We start from the raw sequence: 23,539 nt of genomic DNA, 5'->3' as shown, positions 1-23,539 counted from the left end.
TAATGAGTAATAAAGACGTTTTAGAAATCTTAGGCGAAAAAATTGCTTTAGGTAAAAGTGCCATCGTAAATTTTGAAGTGGCAAAACTTCACACACGTAATACACTAGAAGTCCCTATAATTATTGAGCGCTCTAGAAAATCTGGTCCAACCGTTTTAATTACTGCTGGTATTCATGGTGATGAAATTAATGGTGTTGAAATTGTAAGACAAATTATTGCTAAAGGCATTAATAAACCCAAAATTGGAACTACGATTTGTGTTCCTGTAATTAATGTTTTTGGGTTCTTAAACATGGATCGTTTATTTCCTGATGGAAGAGATCTTAATCGTGTGTTCCCAGGAAGTGCCAATGGATCTCTAGCAAGTAGAGTTGCACATTTTGTAATGAAAGAATTGGTACCTCATGTTGATTTTGCAATGGATTTTCACACAGGTGGAGCTGGTCGTTTTAATGCAGCACAAATTCGAATTACAAAAGAAGATCCAAATCTTAAAGAGTTAGCACATGTTTTTGGAGCACCTTTTATCTATTATTCGCAAAATTTAAATAAATCATTTAGAAACGCTTGTAGTAAAGCTGGTGTGCCAATGCTTTTGTTTGAAGGTGGAAAATCCTTTAATATTCACGATACAATAACAAATACTGGAGTAAATGGTGCTAAACGTGTTTTGCATCATTTGGGAATGCTAACTTCTAAATTTAAAGTATCTAAACCTAAAACTGAAGCAATAATTATCGAAGACAGTAAATGGTTGAGAGCTAAGTTTTCTGGGATGTTTAAACCAACTGTCGTCATAAATTCTTATGTAGAAAAAGATGATGTTTTAGGTAATATTACAGATCCTTATGGAAGTTTCAATCATTTTGTAAAAGCGCCTAATGCTGGATATATTTTTAATGTCAACGAATCTCCTATTATTTATCAAGGTGATGCTATTTTTCATATTTCAATAGGTTTAAAAGATGATAAAAGCTGAAATACGAAAACATTATAAATCACTCCGGAAATCTCTTTCTCAAGATCAAGTAGAAGATTTAAGCTTAAAAATCGCTAATCTATTATTAGGTCTACCAATTTGGGATTACGAATTCTATCATATCTTTTTATCTATTATAGAACATAAAGAAGTTAATACTGATTACATCTTAAATATTCTCTCCGGAAAAGACAAAAACATTATCATCTCAAAAAGTGATTTTTCTACACGAGAAATGACACATGTCTTACTAACCGACAACACAAAAATCAAAAAAAACGAGTGGAATATTCCTGAACCTATTGGAGGAATACCAATTGCTACAGAACATATTGAAGTTGTTTTCATCCCGTTATTAGCTTTTGACAAAACTGGACATAGAGTTGGTTATGGTGAAGGGTTTTATGATACATTTTTATCCAGATGTCAATCTAAGACTTTAAAGATTGGCTTATCATTCTACGAAGAAATTGAAGAAATTTCTGACACAAACGAATTCGACGTTACATTAGACTACTGCGTAACTCCAGACAAAATATACGATTTCCGAAGAAAATAAAAATCGACAAAATACCAATAAATTAGATTAACTGTAATTTTTTAGTATATTGCATACTTAATACAAGCCCTAAAAATTAGAAATTGCATTTAACCTACTAAAAATGTCAGAATCAATCATACAAAAATATGTAATTCCTAACAGCAAAATTAGCTATTGGGAGTTATACAATAATACCTGTTTTTGGTCACAATCATTCATAACAGAACTTGGTTATGACATCTCTCATTTAGAGACTAATCTGGATTTCTTTTTAAACCATATTATACATAAAAAAAATAAGTTTTTATTTAAAGATCACTTTTACAATCTTGTTAGACACAATGTGCATTTTAAACAAAACATACTTCTTTTAAATAGTAAAGGAGAGTATGATGAGTTTGTATGTAAAACAAAGGAAGAGCTAGATGTTAATTTAAAAAAAGGCTCACAGGCTATTTACTTTTTTAAAGCAAAACTTAAAACCCACGACAAGGTAAAAAACGATTATTATTTTCAAGAAACTGCAGCAATAACCTCAACAGGGAGTTGGTATATCGATTTTGAAAACAAGTCAAGCTATTGGGATCAGATTACAAGAAAAATCTTGGATTACCCTTCAGATTTTATTCCAACTTTACGTATGGCACAAAAGCTATATGCTGAAGAACATCAATCCATAGCTTCAGACGCCTTTTTTAATTGTGCCATCTCTGGAACACCATTTGACCTTGAAATTTTAATGGTAAAATCTACAAATAAGAAATTTTGGGCTAGAGCAATTGGAAAACCTGTATTTAACGATAATAAGGAGATTATTGGTATGCGTGGTATTTTTCAAGATATTGATGAAGTAAAAATGAAGGAGATAAATTTAAAACGAACTTCAGAAATTATTGCTTCTCAAAATTCAAGATTATTTAATTTTGCACATATTGTCTCGCATAACTTAAGATCACACAGTAGCAATTTAGAATTGATTGTACTATTTATTCAAAGCTTAGATGATCCTAATGAAAAATTAGAATTATTAGATACTATAAAAGATGTTTCAACAAGTCTTAATACAACTATTTCCCATTTAAATGAAGTTGTTACCATTCAAACTAATTGTGACCAACATAAAGAAAACGTTAGTATTGAAGCTACATTAAATCAAGTATGCACATCAATAAGTCAAATTATTTTTACTAACAATGCCACAATTACTTCAAATTTTGAAGCTGGAGATATAGTATCATACGTTCCTGCTTATATGGAAAGTATCATACTTAATATTTTGACGAATGCTATTAAGTATAAGCATCCAGATCGCGATCCAATTATTAGTTTTAAAACGTCTTTAGATTTTAGAAATGACGATCGTGTTATTTTAGAAATTAGTGATAATGGTGTAGGAATTGACATGGAAAAGTTTGGAGATAAACTATTTGGAATGTATAAAACCTTTCATTATAATGAGGACGCAGTTGGGATTGGATTGTTTATAACAAAGAATCAAATAGAAGCTCTCAATGGTCAAATTACAGTTGATAGTGAAGTTAATAAAGGAACTATATTTACTATAAAATTTTAGTATAATGGAACAAAAAATAAAAATGGCGTGCATTATAGATGATGATAGTATCTATGTGACCTTAGTAAAAAAAATCATAGAAACTAAAAAACTCTGTGACAACCTACTCGTATTTAAAGATGGGAAAGATGGTATTGATTATTTTGAAACGATACTCCAAAACATAGAACAAAGTGGTATCCCAGAAATCATTTTATTAGATATTAATATGCCAATAATGGATGGTTGGGAATTTATTGAACGTTTTACAAAAATTCAAAATAAATTTAAAAAGAGAATTACACTTTATGTTGTAAGTTCTTCTATCAATATCACAGATATAGATAAAGCAAAATCGTTATCTAGTGTAGAAAATTACTTAGTAAAACCTGTTAAAATTGATGAGTTAGAAGCTGTTTTTTCTAGGACTGCTTAACTACTTAAATGAATTATTATTAATTATAATTTCTAGTGTATTTTTCTCCTTCAATTAAAAACTTAGGTTGTGTACCATCGTCAATCTTAAATTTTGTTTTTAAGGTATTCCTACCGTCTAAAGTTTGAATAAATATTACAAGATGCAAATGTGGTCCTGAAGACCATCCTGTATTACCACTTTGACCTATAATTTGATTTTGTTTTACTGTATCACCAATTTTGACTTTTACACTATTTTGCTTTAAGTGAACGTACTCAGCAAAAGTACCGTCATCGTGATAAATTAATACTAAATTATTAAATTTTTGACATTCTTCTTTTGGACAATTTCTAGTATTATTTTCAACAACCTTTACGACTACACCTGCTCTTGCCGCAACAACATTTGTTCCTATTGGCATTGTAAAGTCCAACGCATTTTCATTTTGGTGTGAAAACTCACCATTATAGCCTTGAGATAATTTAAACGTATTTTCATTTTGAAAAGGTAAAATATATTCAAAATCATTATCATATACTTTTAAGTTATGATCACCATAATTGTACCTCGTATTAGAATTGAAGCCATATTTTCCTTTCTTAATAACTTTTAAAGTAGTGAGTTTATTCCCTTTAGAATTAGCAGGTAACAAAAATACTTGATTGTTTCCGTTTGATGATTTTAAATTTCTTAGTTCAAATTTTACACGAATAGATACTGGACAATTTTCTAGATTATCAGCAAAATATTCATACCCATTTTCTATAGGTTTGTTATACGTTTTCACTTTAATTTGAGCCGAAGACAATTGCAGAATAACACCAGCGATTAAGGTTAATACAGCTTTTTTCATATTTTAAATAATTTTTAAATTTCTGAATCTACAGTTTGTAAGCGATCTTTAAACGCTCTTTTATTAAAGAATATCAAAATCCCAATACCAGTACTTATTGCCATATCAGCTATATTAAACACAGGATCAAAAAAGCTAAATGATTTACCTCCAAAAAACGGCAACCAATTAGGTAATTCTCCTTTCCATATTGGAAAATGTAACATATCTACAACACTACCGTGAAGTAGTGTATCATAACCTTGTTCTGGCAGAAAAGTAGCGACTTGTCCAGAACTTGAATCAAATATTATTCCGTAGAAAACAGAATCTATAATATTACCTAAAGCACCAGCTAATATTAATGAAATAGCAAAAATCAAAGTCTTAGAACTGTTATCAATTATTGATTTTTTCAACCAATATCCAATTCCAAATACGGCTAAAATTCTAAAAACAGTTAAGCAAACTTTTGCTGTTCTATCTGAGATAAAAGACACAAAATCACTAATTTTTGTTCCCCAAGCCATTCCATCATTTTCTACAAAGGCAATATGAAACCAATCAAAAACGATAGTTTTATCATTTAAAGCAAAATGTGTTTTGATGTAGAATTTACTTATTTGATCAATAAGTAAAATGAGTATTATTAAAATTGTAGCTTTTTTTAAAGACATCGTGATTATTTAGACAAGACAAAAATAAGGTTAAAAATATGAATTAAAAGTTTACATTATAAAACACAAAAACGCCTTATTTATTAAGACGTTTTTGTGTTATATAATCATATTTCCGAAGAAATAATACTACTGCATATTTTTAGCTTCGATACTCAAAGTTGCGTGAGGCACTAATTCTAAACGCTTTTTATTTATGAGTTTACCTGTCACTCTACAAACACCATAGCTCTTATTCTCAATACGAATTAAGGCATTTTTAAGATCTCTAATAAATTTCTCTTGTCTAATTGCTAATTGAGAATTAGACTCTTTACTCATTACAGCACTACCTTCATCAAAAGCTTTGAACGTTGGTGAAGTATCATCTGTACCATTGTTACCATCATTCATATAAGCACTTTTAATAAGATCTAAATCGTGCTTTGCTTTTTCTATTTTGTCTAAAATAAGTACTTTAAATTCTTCTAATTCCTTATCTGAATATCTTACTGTGTTATCGTTTGCCATAATTTTATAATTTTTGGATAAATAATTTGGTATTTACGTCATCAAAAGCAATTTCTATACCACTATTTAAGGTTTCTATAATCTCTAACTTATTGGTTAAAGTTTCTGTCTTTATATATTCTAAATTTGTCTCAATTGCATCTTCAATTTGAGCATCTTTTTGAAATTGAACACTAATTCTATCAGTCAATTCAAATCCAGAATCTTTTCGCAAGTTTTGAATTCTATTTACGAGCTCTCTTGCGATTCCTTCTTTCTTTAATTCTTCTGTTAATGTTACATCTAAAGCTACTGTTAAAGCTCCAGAACTTGCTACGAGCCAACCTTCAATATCTTTTGATGTAATCTCTACATCTGACAGTTCTAATGTAATACTTTTTCCGTTTATTTCAACGTCTAAAACACCGTTTTGTTCGATTTTTTTAATATCATCAGCTGTAAAACCGTTAATTGCCTGAGCAACAGCCTTCATGTCTTGTCCAAAACGAGGTCCTAACACTTTAAAGTTAGGCTTTATTTGTTTTACCAATATATCACTTGCATCTTCTAAAACCTCAACAGCTTTGACATTAACTTCAGATTTTATCAAATCTGCAACAGCCATAATCTCATCCTTTTGTTCTTTAGAATCAATAGGAATCATGATTTTTTGCAATGGTTGACGCACTTTTATCTTCTCCTTAGCTCTTAACGATAATACTAATGAAGAAATTGTTTGGGCAGCTTCCATTTTACGTTCTAAGCTCTTATCGACATATGACGCATCAAATTTTGGAAAATCTGCTAAATGCACACTTTCAAAAGCTTCTTTATGCGACACAGAATTTAAATCCAAATACAAACGATCCATAAAGAAAGGCGCAATAGGTGCTCCTAACTTAGCAATCGTTTCCATACAGGTGTATAAGGTTTGATATGCTGAAATTTTATCAGTCTCATAATCGCCTTTCCAAAAACGCCTTCTACTCAAACGCACATACCAATTACTCAAATAATCTTGAGTAAATTCTGAAATTGCTCGCGCAGCTTTTGTTGGCTCATATTCAGCATAATAATCATCTACCTTTTGAATCAACGTATGTAATTCAGATAATACCCAACGGTCAATTTCTGGACGTTCGGCTAAAGGAATATCTGCTTCACTGTATGTGAATTTATCCAAATTGGTATACAATGTAAAGAATGAATAGGTGTTATATAATGTTCCGAAGAATTTACGTTTCACCTCTTCAATCCCTTCGAGATCAAACTTTAAATTGTCCCAAGGATTTGCGTTCATAATCATGTACCAACGCGTGGCATCTGCTCCATAAGCATCTAAAGTTGTAAATGGATCTGTAGCATTACCAAGACGCTTGGACATTTTTTGTCCGTTTTTATCTAATACCAATCCGTTAGACACTACATTTTTATAGGCTACGGAATCAAATACCATTGTTGCAATGGCATGCAATGTATAAAACCAACCACGAGTTTGATCAACACCTTCTGCAATAAAATCGGCAGGATATGCTTTATGATCGTCAATTAATTCTTTATTTTCAAACGGATAATGCCATTGTGCATAAGGCATAGATCCAGAATCAAACCATACATCAATTAAATCACTTTCGCGTTTCATTGGTTGACCTTTTGGAGACACCAACACAATTTCATCGACGATATTTTTATGTAAATCTATTTTAGCATAGTTTTCTTCGGAAAAGTTGCCAACTTCAAAATCGTCAAAAATATCTTTAGCTAGCACTCCAGCAGACACTGCTTTTGCCATTTCTGATTTCAATTCTCCAACTGAACCAATACAGATTTCTTCTGTACCATCTTCTGTTCTCCATATTGGTAACGGAATTCCCCAATACCTAGATCTTGATAAATTCCAATCGTTAGCGTTTGCTAGCCAATTTCCGAAGCGACCAGTACCAGTAGATTTTGGTTTCCAATTAATCGTATTATTTAATTCTACCATACGTTCCTTAACATCGGTCACTTTAATGAACCATGAATCTAACGGATAGTATAAAATTGGCTTATCAGTTCTCCAGCAATTTGGGTAACTGTGTTTATATTTTTCAACCTTAAAGGCTTTATTTTCTTCTTTTAATTTAATAGCAAGCTCAACATCTATTGAACGTTCTGGAGCTTCACCATCATTGTAATATTCGTTTTTTACGTACTTGCCAGCAAACTCAGCCATTTCTGGTCTAAAACGACCTTGTAAATCTACAAGAGGCACTAAATTATCGTTTTCATCTTTTACTAATAATGGCGGAATTTCTGGTGTTGCTTGTTTGGCAACTAATGCATCATCGGCTCCAAAAGTTGGTGCTGTATGAACGATTCCTGTACCATCTTCTGTGGTTACGAAATCTCCTGTAATGATTCTGAATGCATTTTCAGGATTATCATTAGGAAGTGCATATGGTAATAATTGTTCGTAAGTGATGCCTACTAAATCTTTACCTACAAATTCTTTTACGACATAATATGGGATTTTCTTGTCGCTAGACTTATAGTCTAATAAAGCAGATTTATCTTCTACTAAGTTAAACTTTCCGGAGAATTGATAATTGACTAATTTCTTAGCTAATACCACATTCATTGGTTGAAATGTATATTGGTTATAAGTTTCTACCAATACATAATCAATTTTTGGTCCAACAGTTAATGCTGTATTACTTGGAAGTGTCCAAGGTGTTGTCGTCCAAGCTAAGAAATAGATATCACCTTCGTTTTGTAAAAAGTCTGGTAGAGAATCTGCATTGGCTTTAAACTGCGCAACAACTGTTGTATCTGTAACATCTTGATAGGTTCCTGGTTGATTAAGCTCATGAGAACTTAAACCTGTACCTGCTTTTGGAGAATACGGTTGTATGGTGTACCCTTTGTAAAGTAAGCTTTTGTTATAGATTTCTTTAAGCAACCACCAAACACTTTCCATGTATTTTGGATCGTAGGTAATGTATGGATCATCCATATTTACCCAATAGCCCATTTTTTGTGTGAGGTCGTTCCAAACGTCTGTATATCGCATAACAGCTTTACGACAAGCTGCATTGTAGTCTTCTACAGAGATCGTTTTACCAATATCTTCTTTAGTAATTCCTAATTCTTTTTCGACTCCAAGTTCAATAGGTAAGCCATGAGTATCCCAACCAGCTTTACGCTTTACTTGGAACCCTTTCATGGTTTTATATCTTGGGAAAATATCTTTAATAGCACGCGCTAAAACGTGGTGTACTCCAGGTAATCCATTTGCTGAAGGTGGTCCTTCAAAAAAGACGTAAGGCTCACTACCTTCTCTTGTGGAAATACTTTTTTCAAATATGTTGTTTTCTTCCCAGTAGTTGAGAATGTCTTCTGCAACTTTTGGTAAGTCAAGTCCTTTATATTCAGGAAATTTCGCGCTCATGATATCTATATTCTAGTCGAGTCGCGAAATTAAGGAATTTTAGTAAAATTATTGAGGTTATTTAGGGCAAAAAAGGCAATGCGTAGTGAACAACAAAATATGGATTAAAATGATAGATTTAATTTGTGTCATTCTATCGTTTTAAATCAATTAAAAGAATATCATTTTAAATGCTATTAGAAGTGCAATTAATAATAAAATTCTTTTTGTGTTTTTCATTTTAGGTGTGACTATTTGTGTTCTACTATTAAGACACAAAAAAAACTAAAAAGTCACATAAATTTTAGGATTAATAGAACTATTTTCATTTCCCTTAATCAAGAGCTGCGCAATAATCATTGTAATAGTAGACCATTTCTATAATGTGTCCTCTTTTATATTTTCTTTCATTGAGTCGATCAACTATTTGAGGGCAGTTTTTGAAAAACTCAATCGCTTTTTTTCTAAAATTAATTATTCCAAATAGTCTAATAGCTTCCGATTCATTATCCTTTTTTAAAAAGAACTCATAATTAGGATTTTGAAAAGTAGTAGTACTATTTAAAAGACCTGTCGAATTATTAAATGTGGTACTTGTTGATTGCGTCGATGGGCTAACGTTGACAAATATTGAGATTTCACCTAATTCTATTACTTCCAAAAGTTGCATCATTGATCGATTTTTAACATTGACATATAAAAAATCGATATCATCTAATTCTCTGTGTAAGGTAATTCCTTTTAACATCAATTCTGTCCAAGTGTCTGGCTCACCGTCTTCGGTAGTTTTAAACTTAATAGAAGAGTTATAGGTTATTTTGCCAAAACCTCTAATTGATGTTCCATCATGAAAATGAATGGTTGCTTCTTCATAAGCATCAAAAGTCGCTTCGGCTGTAGAAGAGTTTTCAGCAAAAACGATTGTTGATATCATTAATATTGCCAGAAATAGAAATCTTTTCATTTTTATAGATTTTTATAAAAAGCGTCTTTAAAGATTTTAGCTTTATTAAAATAAATCTTGGTTTTTTCTGAATCTTTAGCTTTATCATTTGGCAAAATCATTTTCATCTTTATTGTGTCTCCAATTTTTGATTTTCCCATATATGGATCCCAAATTGCAATATAGTAGAGTTCGTCATTTTTGTAATAGTAATTCTCTAACACTTTTTTTTCTGTGATTTCAAGATTTTCGATTAGAACAAGTTGCTTTTTCTTGGCATCATAATACGTAGTATATTCAAAAGTACCAACATCTTCAAAACTTTTTTCATCTGTTAATGCGCCTTTAAATTTTTTCTGAACCAAGGTTTTATTTCCAATGATATTGGAAGAATAGGTTAACATCTCTTCTACTTCACCAGAATTTGTCGATTCTTTCTTGGCTGTAGCTTTCGTTCCGCAGGAAAACAAAATCAATGTTAGTACTAGTGTTGCTATTATTTTTCTCATATCACGAAGTTAATAAAATGGTTTTCAAAAAAAAACCTACTCTGTTAAAACAGAATAGGTTTTAATTATAATTTTATCTAGAAATTATTGCGCTAGAATCTTTTTAGTTTTTATACCATTTTCGGTTTTAAAATAGGCAACATATGTTCCTGAACTTAATTTAGAGAGTTGTAAACCATTATTTAAATCTTGATAATCAACATCCTTAAATTCTTGAACCGTTTGCCCTAGCATATTTATTATCTGTACATGCTGCACATTTTTTTGAAGCCCTTTTACATATAATTTATTAGTATCTGTATTAAAGTAAATCAAATTGTATTGATAATTTTCATCTACTGTAGATAAAGCTTCTCCTGCTTGAAATACAATTTCAAACCTAGTGTTGAATGTTCCACTTTCCGAAGAAAACTCATAGGCCTGATTGTTTGTCAATTCAAAAGTTTCTCCAGTAAAATTATCTTTTAAATAGATGGCTAGATCGTCATCAAAATTCTTAAGGTCTGTAATTTTTATTGTGTAATTATAGTCACCTGAGGTTTTAATTGATAATGGAACAACCTTATCATCTGCAATTGCAGCATACGCTTGAATAAGCATTAGTTTATCCTCCAATATAAGACTCATATCATCATTACCAACTCCAGAATTTTCGGCTTCGTAACCATAGTCAAACTGATCTGTTGTGAAATCACTAAACGCTAATAATACTTCACGTCTTGCAGCTGGACCGTCAACAGAATTAAACTCTAAACGTATTTTCTGCATTACTTTTTCTTCGGAAATTGAACCGATTTCAGGTGTCTCGCTAGATCTTAAAAATGCTGAACCTAAGTCTGAATCCAAATTATCTGCATCTGCTTCCTTGACAAAGACACGTTGACTATTTTTAAAGACAATGTTTCCTGTGTTTGCAATTTCGGCATTAAAACCTTGACCAACCGGAAGATATCTTGTAGGTAATTTTGTACCTTCTTCTCCTCCACTGTTTCCACCATCTAATCCTACAAATTGTGATGCTCTAACAGAACCACTTAGGTTTACAGTCGCATAACCACCATTATAGTCGTCTAAATAGTGTGAGTTCCCACTCCATTGTTGCCATAATTGAATTGCTCCACCACCACCAAGTACAGCACTATTATCTAAAATAAATTTATGGATATCTATTGCTGATGGGTAAGGGTTACCTAATAAATAATCTGTTCTAGATATTGATGGCACTGATCCATTACCACCTGTATCTATAGCATTAACTAGAATAGTACCATTATTTGGCTTTCCTTCAAAAATATATTGTTGCTCGCTACCAGAGTTTCCAGTTCCTTTTTGTGTGTAACCTACTCCAGGTTGTACATTGGTATCGTCATCTATAGAAACATAATCATTATAAGTTACTCCATTTTGGTAGTGGTACGTCCATCGTGTGCTTACTTTGCCAACTTCATCATGAGCAGTAGTAAACTGTACGTTGTTACCGTCTCCTTTTTTGAGCATGTTTAATTTATAGTTGGTATTGTTAGCATTGTTCAAAATTGAGTTATTATCAGACCATGTTGTAGCATTTGTTGCTCCAACAGGAGAAGCCCAATAATTATACCAATAGACGCTTGAGTTCCCTTCTTGTCGTCTCAATATTTTACCAAGAGAAGACGTTACTAAATCACTATGAGCACCTTGAATTAATTGCGAGTCGGCTTGTAAATCTAAAGTTCCATTAAGTTCTAGATACCATGTATTATCAACTTTATGGTCTCCATTAATAGTCAATTTCTGATTTGAGTCTATGAACAACCCTAAATGAGTATGTGAATTCGTAGATGTTACTAAATTTTTAATGTGTACGATACTCCAATCTTTATTCGTCACTGCATTTTCAATATCCCAAATATCACCATGTAACCATGTATTTTGAGTACTCCAATCTCCATTAGCATTGGTTTGAAAAGGCATTGGTGCAGTTTGTGCTTGAATTGATGAGATATTGGTCACTTTAAGCGTTCTTCCGTATTGTGAATAATCATTTAGATTGTTTCCTCTAACTTCAGACATAGGATAATACGCTAAAAGGTTTGACCATAAAACGTTGTTTGAATTAGAATAATCTATAATATCTTTATCGATTAATGTACCTCTAACATTTCCGGAGAATTCAAAAATCTCTTGAAAAACCATTTGCTGAATTTGAGGAGCAGATAGCGCTTTATTAAAAACTCTTACTTCATCTAACTCACCCTTAAAATACTCTTTATTACTTACATTACTTGAACGTCGTCCAATTTCAAAAGCACCATTACTATCTGACGTCACCTCAATATTTACACCTATTGGACCTACATTAAAGCCTACTAACTCGCCATCAATGTATAACTCATTGAGTCCAGTTATAGAAGAAAATACTCCACTAACGTGATGCCATTCATTTTTACTTATTGCAGGACTGATAACCGAACGTGTGGTATTTCCTTCTGTTTTTGTTAAGAACCCAATTGTATTACCATTGTCTATATACAATCTACAACTTTGATCTTCTCCAGCGATAGTCATAGTGCCAGAAGCTGTATTATCTATTTTGACCCAAGCCATTATTGTAACTTGATCTAAATCATCAACAAAACCATCAACGGTTAGATAATCATCTATGCCATCAAAATCTAATTCTGCAGTTGGTGATGGATTTACATCAAATAAATCGCGATAGTCAACATCTCCTCCAGTTAATACATCAGTATCTGCATCTGGCAATTGGATTGAAGGATTATTAATACTTTCATTAACATCGAAAACAGGATCATTTGGACTTCCAGTTTCGAAATTATTATCTAAACCATCATTATCATCATCATTTCCAGAAACGGTATTTGCTAATCCGTTTTCTAAAATATCTGGTGTGCCATCATTATCTGAATCTGAATCTAGAAAATCTGGAATCCCATCACCATCTGTATCTACAGGAGTCAAACCTCCAGTGTAATTAGAATCAACTCCTGAACTTGAAAAAGTTCCAGAAGGCTGAACATAACCAACAGTTGATTGAGCTTCTACGTTATCTGGAATACCATCATTATCACTATCTATGTCTCTGTAGTTTGAAATCCCATCATTATCTGCGTCACTGAAAGAAATTTGAGGATCTGAAAAATTATTGACACAAGAAAATTCTAAACTGAAATATCTTACTAGGTTATTTATGTTTGCCCTAGCTAAAATTCCCATTTGAAAAGTCAAATTTGATTTATTAAAATAGCGCGCTTTTACATTAATCGTAGAATATGCGTTTGATGTTCCTTGATAATTGGTAGTTCCTGAGGTTGCTATTAAAAAATCATCTTCTTGAGTTATAGTGACATCTGTTGGATTATCAATAACATAACTATAAGGTACTGGAATTTTAATAACCTCAGCTTTTTGGTTATCTCCATCAATATCATTAAGATTCACAAAAAATTCTGGTATAACTATAGGTGTCGTTGTACTTGCAGTTACAAATTCTAGATTAAATTCAATATACCCTTCTTGTCCTGTTGTTAAAGACCCACATGTTACGCCTGGTTTTAGGTATTCAACTTGGGATGAATTGTCATCTAATAAAGGACAAGTAGCATTTACTCTAGAGTTTATTGTTAATAGACCGTCTATTCCTGGTGCTATATTAGCAAATCTAAATACCTCACCATCTAATAATGTATAAATATTATTATCACCTACAATTTCAGTAGGTAAATTACTGAAATCAAAATTTTCTTCGCTACCACATTCATTTGTAGTCACAATAGAATTACCTTTTTCAATACTATCCAAAATGCCATCATTGTCTGAATCTTCATCCATAGAATCAACAACAGTATCACCATCTGTATCTTGAGTAAAAGAAAATTGGGGAATAGAAAAAAGTATTAGAAAAAATACTATATGTAGTAATTTTCGCTTCATATTACAATGGTTAATTTTGATGACCAGTTTATTAGCCAAGTAGATTTTAAGAGGGACATCTATTTAATATATTACAAATTACAATTAAGTAATTCATCACATATTAAGTACAATATTACGCATTAGTTACAAGTATAAACATTAGACAATGTGTATATTAGATGAAATGTTTAGGAAATCAGTTGAATTGTCATTTGCTATAAATAAAACGCTCATAAAGACGCTAGAATACACGGTAAATTAGAAATAGTTATATTAAAAATATGACAAAAAAAGGCTAATTAACTGGCATCACCATTTTCTACGACTCTATCACTTAACCAATAATCTGAACCTCCACTTAGTACAGCAGTAGATCTAGGAACTCCTGAAAGAGTTTTTAAAAGTAGTGTGAAAAAAAAAATACTTTTCAAGAATACCTACAAGAATTTAGGTGAAAACGCATGTTTCATTTGGCAAATGCACATTCACCTATTTAAAGGTCTGATTTATTAATTAAATTATCAAATCTACAACATCCTCAATCTTAGAAATTAATTGTATCCTAATTGCTGATGGTTTCAAAGAAATTTTATTGTATTTAGATACAAAAATGGTTGAAAAGCCTAACTTTTCGGCTTCTATGATGCGTTGTTCTACGCGTTGAACTGGACGCACCTCTCCAGAAAGGCCAATTTCTGCAGCGAAACAAAAATCTTTTTGCAATGCGACATCTTCATTTGAAGATAAAATTGCTGCTACAACAGCCAAATCTATAGCTGGATCATCAACAGTAATTCCTCCAGTAATATTTAAAAACACATCCTTTGCTCCTAACCTAAAACCTGCACGTTTTTCTAAAACAGCTAATAACATATTAAGTCGTTTTGCATTGAAACCAGTAGCACTTCTTTGAGGTGTTCCATAAACTGCAGTACTAACCAACGCTTGAACTTCTATCATTAAAGGACGCATGCCTTCTAAAGTAGCAGCAATTGCATTACCAGATAAGTCCTCGTCTTTTTGTGAGATTAAAATTTCTGAAGGGTTAGAAACTTCACGTAATCCTGAACCTTGCATTTCGTAAATACCTAATTCATTAGTAGATCCAAAGCGGTTTTTATTGGCTCTTAGAATTCTAAACACATGATTACGATCACCTTCAAACTGTAAAACCGTATCGACCATATGTTCTAATATTTTTGGTCCTGCAATGTTTCCATCTTTTGTAATATGACCAATTAGAATCACTGGTGTAGCAGTTTCTTTCGCAAATTTAATGAGCTCTGTTGTGCATTCTTTTATTTGAGAAATACTTCCTGAAGAGGACTCAATATAATCACTATGTAGAGTTTGAATAGAATCTATGACCACAATATCTGGTTGTAATGATTCTATTTGTTTAAATATATTTTGAGTTTTAGTTTCTGTTAAAATATAACAATGATTTGCACTTGGATCAATACGCTCAGCACGCATTTTTATTTGCTTTTGACTCTCTTCTCCAGAAACGTATAAAGTTTTGTACGGTAATTTTAATGAGATTTGAAGTAATAATGTACTTTTTCCTATTCCAGGTTCTCCACCTAAAAGCGTTAGTGAACCAGGCACCAAACCGCCTCCAAGCACACGATTAAACTCTTCGTCCATCGTATTTAATCTGGCTTCTTTTGAGGTATCTATCTCATTTATCAAAAGTGGTTTTGAAGCTCTTTTTGAGGTATTAGCTGGTGTTTTCCAATCACTTTTTTCAGGTTTTTGGATGACCTCTTCAGTAATTGTATTCCATTCTTTACAAGCGGTACATTGACCTTGCCATTTAGAATACTGAGTGCCACAATTTTGACAAAAAAATGTTGTTTTAAGTTTAGCCATCTTTCTTTCTTCGGAAAAAGGATTCCGCAGTTAAAATTTCAGCTAAATTAAGATTTTTTAATTGATATCCTTGAACAAACTCATTATAGAAAAGAATTTTAGTGCCACAAGTTTTGATCTAAAACCTGAAGTAAAAAACCCTTTAATTTTTTTAAATAAGTAGACAAAAAAGTAGTCGGTCGAGTAAATGCTTAGTTTAGTTTTCTTCATCGTCTTCATTTTCAGTTTCGGTATCATCTTCTACGAATTTCAATCCCTCTACGTGAGCCATTATAAATTCTCTGTTTATATGAGACATTTCGTCTAAAGCTAGAGCAGACTCATATAACTTTACGGCCTTTTTTGTTTTACCTAATTTTTCGGCATGAAGTGCCATATAGTAAGTTCCAAAAGAAGAGTTTGGATTCAATTTATTGGCTAATTTTCCAATTTTGTAGACAGATTCTATGTCTTCTCGTTCATCTGCAATCGCAATTAATTGTTGTAATTCTTCTTCGGAAATAGGCTTAAAAATTCCGAAGAGATCATCAATACGCTTATAACGATCTACAATATAATCATCTAATGTACCTTCATATGGAAGTGCTTTTTCTCTTAATTCCTTTTCATCAAGAGGTTTATACAATTCAAAAATTCTATCTAAAGCTTTAGATAAAGCACCACTTACCAATGTGTAATGAGAATCACCTACTAGGTCATCAAAATAATACGTTAGGTATTGATTATCTAATATTTTTAAATCGTTATTTGTTTTTCTAATTCTGTCTCTTATTGGCTTTATATCTTTATCTGCTGTTGCCATGTAATAGAACACATCATTTTCTAACCACTCTAATCGTGTTGCCACGTTTTCACTCATAGTCCCTTTAAAATCTGGACTTAGATTTATATAAGCTTGAAAAACTGGAGTGTCTTGAAATAAAAATGAATTAATAAAGTTTCCCATTAAATCATGACCAACTGCGACCTTAAATTTACTCGTATTGTATTGAGAATCTATATAAGGAATTAATTCTTGGTCTATAAATTTATAGAAACGGTCACCAGATTCAAATGGAAGCCCTGAAACCTCATCATAATAACTATCGTAAAAACGCTCTTCACCTTGAACAACTCCAACAATTATTGATTTTGGCATTTCATCAAAATAAGTTTGATAGCTGACTTGACCTGCGACAGGTTCAAATAAATATTCAGCATCAAAAACGATGATGACAGGATGCTTTAAATCTGATTCTGGATCGTAATTATCGGGTAATTTAATTTTTAATTCTCTCGTAGAATTTAACTTTCGAGATTCAAATTTCTCATAGGTAACTTGCGCAAAAGATTGCACATAAAACAGTAATGAGAAGACAAAAAGTAGGGCTTTCTTCATCTTAAGTAGGTTTTAATTTAGGGACTGTAAATATACCTAAAATAAGTTAAACTACTAATTTATTCGACGAAATGCACAAATTAATTAACTATTTCTCCTGAAGGTCATAGATTTTATCCAGTAACATATCCTTGTTTACAAACTCAGAAGATTCTAAAAGCAAACCAGATTGATACTGAACTAAAGCTTTTCTATCATTGCCTGCCATTTCATAATATAACCCAGAGTAGTATGCACTAATCATTGATTCAGGATATTCATTTCTCGCAAGTTTAGATAAACTTTTCATAGACTCTATATCGTCCTTTTTCTTTGTTGCTGCTAAAATGGCTCTCAGATCATTTTCAACTACTTTCTTTTCAAACCCGTAGAAGAACTCAATATCTTCGTATTTTTTCATTAAATAAGCATAAGGACCTTCTTCATAGGTCAATACTTTCTCAACATATTCCTGTTTGTTAATAGGTTTATATAGACCAAAAATTTCGTTAATAGCTTTAGGAATCCCTAAACCTACAAGAGAATAATGATCTGCATCTGTAAAATCATCAAATCTGTAATGTAGCTTTGGATTTTCAATAGCGCTTAGTAAAGTATTACAAGCTAAAATATCTTCTCTTAAACCTTTGACATCATTATCGGCTGTAGCCAAATAGTAAAATGTATCTTCTGTAGTTATAGCGAGCTTTTCATTTAAACGATTTACCATCTCAGGTGATAAATCTGGACTAAAAGCTATATAACCTCTAAATAAAGGTTTGTCTTTAAATAACCAATAATTAAGAAAATTAGCACTTTGATCATGTCCTACTACGATTCTAAAATCTGAAGTCAAATAATTATCATTTATATAAGGTATAAGCTCCATACCAATAAATTCGAAGAACTGAGAGCCTCCTTCATCTGACGGAAAATACGTTGTATCACTAAAAGATAAATCTTCATCTCTTTTTTTAGCCTGATTGACACCAATCACAATTGATTTTGGCATATCTCCCCAATATGAGTGATAATCTACATTACCAGTCATAGGTTCAAATAAATAATCACCATCTAATACAACAACTAATGGGTAAGAAATATCACCTTCAGGATCATAATTTCTTGGTAATTGAATTTTAATCTCTCTTGTTTCACCAAGTTTAGAGGATTCAATGGTCTCATATATCACTTGAGAAGTTGCGATTTGGAAAAAGAAACCAAAACAAATTAATACTATAAATTTATTCATGATAAGCAAGGTTTAATAATTGAGGCAAGGTAAAAAATTATTTAATTCTATTATAAATTGGTAAGTAAATTAAAGATAATCCACCTAACACAATAATCATAAGTGTTTGGGATGACCACATAATCCAACCAAAAGCTATACTAGGTTCTTTTGCAATGGCAAATATTGAAAAAGCTGCATATACTGCTACTGGATAAGAACCTATACCTCCATTTGTTGCAGCGATACTGAAACTAGCAGAAATAAATCCAATTAATATAGCTGCTAAAGGCAGATTAGACGTTTCTGGAATTGCCCATGTTGTCACATAAAACATCAAAATATACATTCCCCAAATAAATAGAGTATGAAAAATAAAAGCCCATTTATTTTTCATTTTAAAAATACTCAAAATGCCTTCAACTAGTCCATTAACAAAAGAACGCACTTTAACAGCGATTTTTGATTGACTCTTTTTTACAAATAAGAAAAAGAGAGATCCTATTACAATAAGTCCAACAGCACCTAAAATAATTTTATAAGGATCAAATCTTTCAGAAAAAAACTGATAAATAAAATCAAATTCTAAAAACAAAGTGACTGTAATAATACCTAACATAACCACTAGATCTGCAATACGTTCTGCTACAATTGTGCCAAAACCTTTTTCAAAAGGGACTCCTTCATAATTTGTTAAAATGGTAGCTCTTGTAATTTCTCCAGCTCGTGGTATCGTATAATTAACAAGATACGTAGCAAAAACGGCCATGATACTATTAGGAAATCTCAATGTATAACCCAATGGTTCAATCATAAATTTCCACCTATAAGCTCTAGAAAGATGGCTTAAAAGTCCAAAAAACAAACCAAGACATATATAAGTATAATTGGCATTTTTGAAGTAAGTAATTAGCTCTTCCACTGAAATTTTAGACAAAGAATACCACACCAATGCCACTCCTAACAATAAAGGGAGTGTTATTTTTAGGATTTTACCAGTCTTTTTGTTCAAAAGCTTAATTTAAGAGGTTGTTAGCCTCATTAGGAAAAACTAATGAAGGCTTAAACACTTTAGCGTCTTCAATATCCATAAACGCATATGTAATTAAAATAAGTGTATCACCAACTGCTACTTTTCGCGCAGCTGCTCCATTTAAAGTGATTTCACCACTATTTCGTGGACCAGGAATACAATAGGTTTCTAGGCGTTCTCCATTATCATTATTGACAATTTGAACTTTTTCACCTTGAATAATATTTGCAGCTTCCATTAAATCCTCATCAATAGTAATACTACCAATATAATTTAGCTCTGCACCTGTAACTTTTACACGGTGAATTTTAGATTTTACAACTTGAATTTGCATGAGGCAAAGATAATTAATTTAGTGCGATATTATCTATAAGTCTAATATCGTCTGCATATACTGCAATAAATGCTCTATATGCTTTTTTGTTAGATTTTCGTTTAACTGTTTTTAGGGTTTTTATATCTGCTATAATAAAATATTCTAAGTCTAATAAATCATGTTTAGCAAATTGTTGAGTCACCCACTTTGTGACATAATTAGCACTTTTTGTGCCAAATTTTTCTTTAGCAGCTTTTATGGTTTTAAATATGAAAGGTGCAGCTTCTCGATATTCTGGTTTTAACCTTGTATTACGAGAACTCATTGCCAAACCATCTTTAGCCCTATGTATTTTACAACCAATTATGTTTACAGGTATATTGTGTTTTTCTACCAATTTTTTGATAATCATTAATTGCTGAAAATCTTTTTCACCAAAATAAGCGGTATCAGGCCTTACAATTTCAAAAAGTCGCTTTACAATTGTACCAACACCATCAAAATGACCATGTCTAAAACGGCCTTCCATTTCATGTTCTAAACCATCATAAAAAAATGACGTAGATGTTACGTTATCTCCATAAATATCATTTACTGTTGGTGCATAAACTATTATTTTTTCTTCGGAAATCGTAGTCAACAACTCAACATCGCTATCCAAAGTTCTTGGATATTTAACAAGATCTTCTTGATTATCAAACTGAGTAGGATTTACAAAAATACTAACAGCCATAACATCATTTTCACTCAAACCTTTGCTAATTAAGGAGCCATGACCTTCATGTAACGCACCCATAGTTGGCACAAAACCTATGGTTTTTTTATCTGACTTTAATGTATCGACATAAGCGATTAAGTCTGTTTTATTTTTAAAAATTCTCATACAATAACAAAAGTTTAACAGCGTGCAAACTTAATATTTTACTGACAATCTGCATAAATTTTTGTAATTTTGCATGTTTTTTACACTTAATTACAAAAACGAAAGATTTATGAAAGATAAGAGAATATTGTATGTGTCATCTGAGGTTGTACCATATTTACCAGAAACAGAGATTTCTTCAATGTCATTTGAAGCTCCAAAAATGGTAAACAAACAAGGAGGACAAATACGAATATTTATGCCTCGTTATGGAAACATAAATGAAAGAAGACACCAACTTCATGAAGTTATTCGTTTATCTGGTATTAATTTAGTTATCAATGACCTGGATATGCCATTAATCATTAAAGTGGCTTCTATTCCGAAGGAAAGAATACAAGTATACTTTATAGATAACGAAGAGTATTTTAAAAGAAAAGCAACATTGACTGATGAAGATGGAAAACTTTTTAATGATAATGACGAACGTGCAATCTTTTTTGCAAAAGGTGTCATTGAAACAGTAAAAAAACTAAACTGGTCTCCAGATATTATTCATGTTAATGGATGGTTAGCCTCTTTATTGCCTTTATACCTAAAAGAGTTTTACAAAAACGAACCTTTATTTACCGAAAGTAAAATTGTGACTTCTGTATACAATCAAACCTTTGAAGGCACGTTAGATAAGAATATGATTAATAAAGTGAAATTTGATAATATCGATGATGATAAGATTAAAGGTTTAGAAAAACCTACATACAATAATCTTATGAAAATTGCGATAGATAATTCTGATGCACTAATTAAAGGCTCAAATGAATTGCCAAAAGAATTAAGTGAGTATTTAGATGCTTCTGAAAAACCTGTTTTGGATTATTTCCCAATTGAAGATTTTGCTGACCATTTTACCGAATTTTACACTACTAGAGTTTTAGAATAGTAAATAGATTTATGAAAAAAATAAAAATTGCCCTGCGACACTTAGCATTACTGTTTGTTTTGCTAATCTCCTTTATTGCCTGTGACAAAGATTTTGCGAATATCGACTCAGATATTATCAATAATGCCAATGCTACTCATTTTGATACAAATGCACGATTATTTGATGTTATAGCCTATACTAAAGCATTAGATCCTGTTCAAACAAATGCTTTACCTATAAATCTTTTAGGTATTTATAAAGATCCTAGCGTTAGTTATGGTAGCACTACAGCAAGCTTAGTAACACAAATTAGAGCTGGAGCACAAGGCCCAGACTTTGGTGTTGAACCTGTTATTGACTCTGTAGTAATGACAATTCCATATTTTAGTACTGTAACAGGAATTGATTCTGATGGAATTACACAATATGAATTAGACTCCATATTTGGTTTAGGCACAATTAATTTATCAATTTATGAAAGTAATTACTTTTTAAGAGATTATGATCCTACTGCTTCAGATATTAATACACCTCAAAATTATTATTCTGATATGACAACTGGTTCAGATATGATAAGTAGTTCTCAATTAGAAGGTAATTTATTACATCAAATATTAAATTTTAATCCTAGTGCTGATCAAATTATCTTAACTGAAATAGATGAAGATGGAGAGACACAAGAATTAAATAGAATATCACCTTCTTTAAGAATTAAATTTGAGGACAATGCATATTGGCAAGAAAAGATAATTGACATGTCTGGTGAGACTGAATTAAGTAATATTAATAATTTTAATAATTATTTCAGAGGTCTTTATTTTAAGGCAGAGCCAACTTCTACAGAAGGTAAAATGATGCTATTAAATATGGCATCTAGTTCTGCAAACATCACTATTTATTACACTAGAGATCCTTTTACTGAAGGTTTAGATCGCGTACAAACAACTTTCACGTTTAGTTTCACAGGTAATAGAGTCAACTTTATATCAAATGATTTCCCGCTAATAAGTGGTAATGAAACTACTGGTGATGCTAATTTATATCTAAAAGGTGGGCAAGGGTCTATCGCAGAAATAAAACTTTTTAATGGTGAAGACCTAGATGAAGACAATCAAACAGACAATGCTTTTGAATTGTTTAAAAAAGAATTTGTAGAAACTGATGATGATGGAAACTTTGTAAGCTCAAAAAAGCTAATCAATGAAGCCAATCTTGTGTTTTATGTTAAACAAGATGAAGTTAATGCAAGTGGAGACGAACCAAATCGTGTCTTCTTATATGATATGAATAATAACGTAGCATTAACAGATTATTTCTTTGACAACACAAATACAACCAATCCTGAACTATCAATAAGTTCTCATTTAGTACCTTTAGAAAGAGAAAATGATGAAGCAACAGGTGAAGGAATAAGGTACAAAATTAGAATAACAGAACATCTAAATAATCTAATCCTTAGAGATTCTACTAATGTTAAGCTCGGTCTAGCAGTTTCTGGTAATGTTAACTTAGAAGGTAGCTCCATTCAGTATGATTTACTCAATCCAAGTGATGATGAGGATAAAGTTCCTGTAAGCTCTATTGTATCACCTAGAGGAACTGTTTTATATGGTAACAACACTAGTGATCAAGACAAAAAATTATATTTAGAAATATTTTTCACAGAACCAAACAACTAAAA

General features: G+C 31.5%; 20 protein-coding genes. 6 read left to right on the top strand and 14 right to left on the bottom strand.

Annotated features, from left to right (window positions below):
- Positions 1-2: 2 nt before the first annotated feature.
- The 4 genes from WNY78_RS00795 to WNY78_RS00780 all read left to right on the top strand — a co-directional run bounded on the left by WNY78_RS00795 (position 3) and on the right by WNY78_RS00780 (position 3,509).
- The gene (locus WNY78_RS00795; RefSeq protein ID WP_342871273.1) at positions 3-980 is read left to right on the top strand and encodes a succinylglutamate desuccinylase/aspartoacylase family protein; all 978 of its coding nucleotides are present in this window, start codon (positions 3-5) and stop codon (positions 978-980) included.
- Positions 967-1,539, top strand: a complete 573-nt coding sequence (locus WNY78_RS00790) for a 5-formyltetrahydrofolate cyclo-ligase (RefSeq protein WP_342871272.1) — start codon at positions 967-969, stop codon at positions 1,537-1,539. Before WNY78_RS00795 ends, WNY78_RS00790 begins: the two co-directional genes overlap by 14 nt.
- A gap of 103 nt (positions 1,540-1,642) precedes the next feature.
- Positions 1,643-3,094 (top strand): PAS domain-containing sensor histidine kinase, encoded by a 1,452-nt coding sequence (locus WNY78_RS00785; protein ID WP_342871271.1) that lies wholly within the window; start codon positions 1,643-1,645, stop codon positions 3,092-3,094.
- A 4-nt stretch (positions 3,095-3,098) separates the two neighbouring features.
- Complete coding sequence (locus WNY78_RS00780) at positions 3,099-3,509, top strand: response regulator (protein WP_342871270.1); 411 nt, start codon at positions 3,099-3,101, stop codon at positions 3,507-3,509.
- Between the two features lie 19 nt (positions 3,510-3,528).
- On the opposite strand, the gene WNY78_RS00775 is transcribed toward WNY78_RS00780, so the two are convergent.
- The 14 genes from WNY78_RS00775 to panC form a co-directional block, all read right to left on the bottom strand.
- Complete coding sequence (locus WNY78_RS00775; protein WP_342871269.1) at positions 3,529-4,344, bottom strand: M23 family metallopeptidase; 816 nt, start codon at positions 4,342-4,344, stop codon at positions 3,529-3,531.
- A 14-nt stretch (positions 4,345-4,358) separates the two neighbouring features.
- Positions 4,359-5,000: a lipoprotein signal peptidase gene (locus tag WNY78_RS00770; RefSeq protein WP_342871268.1), complete on the bottom strand. Its 642-nt coding sequence runs from the start codon at positions 4,998-5,000 to the stop codon at positions 4,359-4,361.
- A gap of 129 nt (positions 5,001-5,129) precedes the next feature.
- On the bottom strand, positions 5,130-5,510 hold the full coding sequence (locus tag WNY78_RS00765) for a TraR/DksA C4-type zinc finger protein (protein WP_342871267.1): 381 nt from the start codon (positions 5,508-5,510) through the stop codon (positions 5,130-5,132).
- Between the two features lie 4 nt (positions 5,511-5,514).
- Positions 5,515-8,919, bottom strand: coding sequence for an isoleucine--tRNA ligase (gene ileS, locus WNY78_RS00760; RefSeq protein ID WP_342871266.1), 3,405 nt, complete (start codon positions 8,917-8,919; stop codon positions 5,515-5,517).
- Between the two features lie 313 nt (positions 8,920-9,232).
- A complete protein-coding gene (locus WNY78_RS00755) occupies positions 9,233-9,862 on the bottom strand; it encodes a hypothetical protein (protein ID WP_342871265.1) in 630 nt (209 codons plus the stop codon).
- Between the two features lie 2 nt (positions 9,863-9,864).
- Positions 9,865-10,350, bottom strand: coding sequence for a hypothetical protein (locus WNY78_RS00750; RefSeq protein ID WP_342871264.1), 486 nt, complete (start codon positions 10,348-10,350; stop codon positions 9,865-9,867).
- Between the two features lie 84 nt (positions 10,351-10,434).
- Positions 10,435-14,283: a LamG-like jellyroll fold domain-containing protein gene (locus tag WNY78_RS00745; RefSeq protein ID WP_342871263.1), complete on the bottom strand. Its 3,849-nt coding sequence runs from the start codon at positions 14,281-14,283 to the stop codon at positions 10,435-10,437.
- A 281-nt stretch (positions 14,284-14,564) separates the two neighbouring features.
- Positions 14,565-14,696, bottom strand: coding sequence for a hypothetical protein (locus WNY78_RS00740; protein WP_342871262.1), 132 nt, complete (start codon positions 14,694-14,696; stop codon positions 14,565-14,567).
- Between the two features lie 82 nt (positions 14,697-14,778).
- Positions 14,779-16,137 carry a DNA repair protein RadA gene (gene radA, locus WNY78_RS00735; RefSeq protein ID WP_342871261.1) on the bottom strand — a complete coding sequence of 453 codons (1,359 nt, stop codon included), beginning with the start codon at positions 16,135-16,137 and terminating at the stop codon, positions 14,779-14,781.
- 196 nt (positions 16,138-16,333) lie between these two features.
- Entirely contained in the window at positions 16,334-17,515 is a 1,182-nt protein-coding gene (locus WNY78_RS00730; protein ID WP_342871260.1) for an alpha/beta hydrolase-fold protein, read from the bottom strand.
- Between the two features lie 88 nt (positions 17,516-17,603).
- Positions 17,604-18,746: an alpha/beta hydrolase-fold protein gene (locus tag WNY78_RS00725; protein WP_342871259.1), complete on the bottom strand. Its 1,143-nt coding sequence runs from the start codon at positions 18,744-18,746 to the stop codon at positions 17,604-17,606.
- Positions 18,747-18,783: 37 nt separating this feature from the next.
- Positions 18,784-19,692 carry a lysylphosphatidylglycerol synthase transmembrane domain-containing protein gene (locus WNY78_RS00720; protein WP_342871800.1) on the bottom strand — a complete coding sequence of 303 codons (909 nt, stop codon included), beginning with the start codon at positions 19,690-19,692 and terminating at the stop codon, positions 18,784-18,786.
- 49 nt (positions 19,693-19,741) lie between these two features.
- Positions 19,742-20,092: an aspartate 1-decarboxylase gene (gene panD, locus WNY78_RS00715; protein ID WP_342871258.1), complete on the bottom strand. Its 351-nt coding sequence runs from the start codon at positions 20,090-20,092 to the stop codon at positions 19,742-19,744.
- Between the two features lie 13 nt (positions 20,093-20,105).
- Complete coding sequence (panC, locus tag WNY78_RS00710) at positions 20,106-20,957, bottom strand: pantoate--beta-alanine ligase (protein ID WP_342871257.1); 852 nt, start codon at positions 20,955-20,957, stop codon at positions 20,106-20,108.
- Between the two features lie 109 nt (positions 20,958-21,066).
- Between panC and WNY78_RS00705 the strand changes: the two genes are divergently transcribed.
- Both WNY78_RS00705 and WNY78_RS00700 read left to right on the top strand, forming a co-directional pair.
- On the top strand, positions 21,067-21,876 hold the full coding sequence (locus WNY78_RS00705) for a glycogen/starch synthase (protein ID WP_342871256.1): 810 nt from the start codon (positions 21,067-21,069) through the stop codon (positions 21,874-21,876).
- 11 nt (positions 21,877-21,887) lie between these two features.
- Positions 21,888-23,537 carry a DUF4270 domain-containing protein gene (locus WNY78_RS00700; RefSeq protein ID WP_342871255.1) on the top strand — a complete coding sequence of 550 codons (1,650 nt, stop codon included), beginning with the start codon at positions 21,888-21,890 and terminating at the stop codon, positions 23,535-23,537.
- The last annotated feature ends 2 nt before the right edge of the window (positions 23,538-23,539 follow it).

The sequence above is a fragment of the Psychroserpens sp. AS72 genome (assembly GCF_038900375.1).
Taxonomy (GTDB): domain Bacteria; phylum Bacteroidota; class Bacteroidia; order Flavobacteriales; family Flavobacteriaceae; genus Psychroserpens.
The sequence above is the reverse complement of the archived record's forward strand: the minus strand, read 5'-3'. Positions and strand labels throughout refer to the sequence as shown.

Coding starts and splice junctions, on each gene's coding strand:
- WNY78_RS00755 (WP_342871265.1), bottom strand. CDS start 9,862: ATGAAAAGATTTCTATTTCTGGCAATATTAATGATATCAACAATCGTT.
- WNY78_RS00770 (WP_342871268.1), bottom strand. CDS start 5,000: ATGTCTTTAAAAAAAGCTACAATTTTAATAATACTCATTTTACTTATT.
- panD (WP_342871258.1), bottom strand. CDS start 20,092: ATGCAAATTCAAGTTGTAAAATCTAAAATTCACCGTGTAAAAGTTACA.
- WNY78_RS00750 (WP_342871264.1), bottom strand. CDS start 10,350: ATGAGAAAAATAATAGCAACACTAGTACTAACATTGATTTTGTTTTCC.
- WNY78_RS00790 (WP_342871272.1), top strand. CDS start 967: ATGATAAAAGCTGAAATACGAAAACATTATAAATCACTCCGGAAATCT.
- WNY78_RS00795 (WP_342871273.1), top strand. CDS start 3: ATGAGTAATAAAGACGTTTTAGAAATCTTAGGCGAAAAAATTGCTTTA.
- radA (WP_342871261.1), bottom strand. CDS start 16,137: ATGGCTAAACTTAAAACAACATTTTTTTGTCAAAATTGTGGCACTCAG.
- WNY78_RS00745 (WP_342871263.1), bottom strand. CDS start 14,283: ATGAAGCGAAAATTACTACATATAGTATTTTTTCTAATACTTTTTTCT.
- WNY78_RS00730 (WP_342871260.1), bottom strand. CDS start 17,515: ATGAAGAAAGCCCTACTTTTTGTCTTCTCATTACTGTTTTATGTGCAA.
- panC (WP_342871257.1), bottom strand. CDS start 20,957: ATGAGAATTTTTAAAAATAAAACAGACTTAATCGCTTATGTCGATACA.
- WNY78_RS00775 (WP_342871269.1), bottom strand. CDS start 4,344: ATGAAAAAAGCTGTATTAACCTTAATCGCTGGTGTTATTCTGCAATTG.
- WNY78_RS00705 (WP_342871256.1), top strand. CDS start 21,067: ATGAAAGATAAGAGAATATTGTATGTGTCATCTGAGGTTGTACCATAT.
- WNY78_RS00785 (WP_342871271.1), top strand. CDS start 1,643: ATGTCAGAATCAATCATACAAAAATATGTAATTCCTAACAGCAAAATT.
- WNY78_RS00765 (WP_342871267.1), bottom strand. CDS start 5,510: ATGGCAAACGATAACACAGTAAGATATTCAGATAAGGAATTAGAAGAA.
- WNY78_RS00700 (WP_342871255.1), top strand. CDS start 21,888: ATGAAAAAAATAAAAATTGCCCTGCGACACTTAGCATTACTGTTTGTT.
- WNY78_RS00780 (WP_342871270.1), top strand. CDS start 3,099: ATGGAACAAAAAATAAAAATGGCGTGCATTATAGATGATGATAGTATC.
- WNY78_RS00725 (WP_342871259.1), bottom strand. CDS start 18,746: ATGAATAAATTTATAGTATTAATTTGTTTTGGTTTCTTTTTCCAAATC.
- ileS (WP_342871266.1), bottom strand. CDS start 8,919: ATGAGCGCGAAATTTCCTGAATATAAAGGACTTGACTTACCAAAAGTT.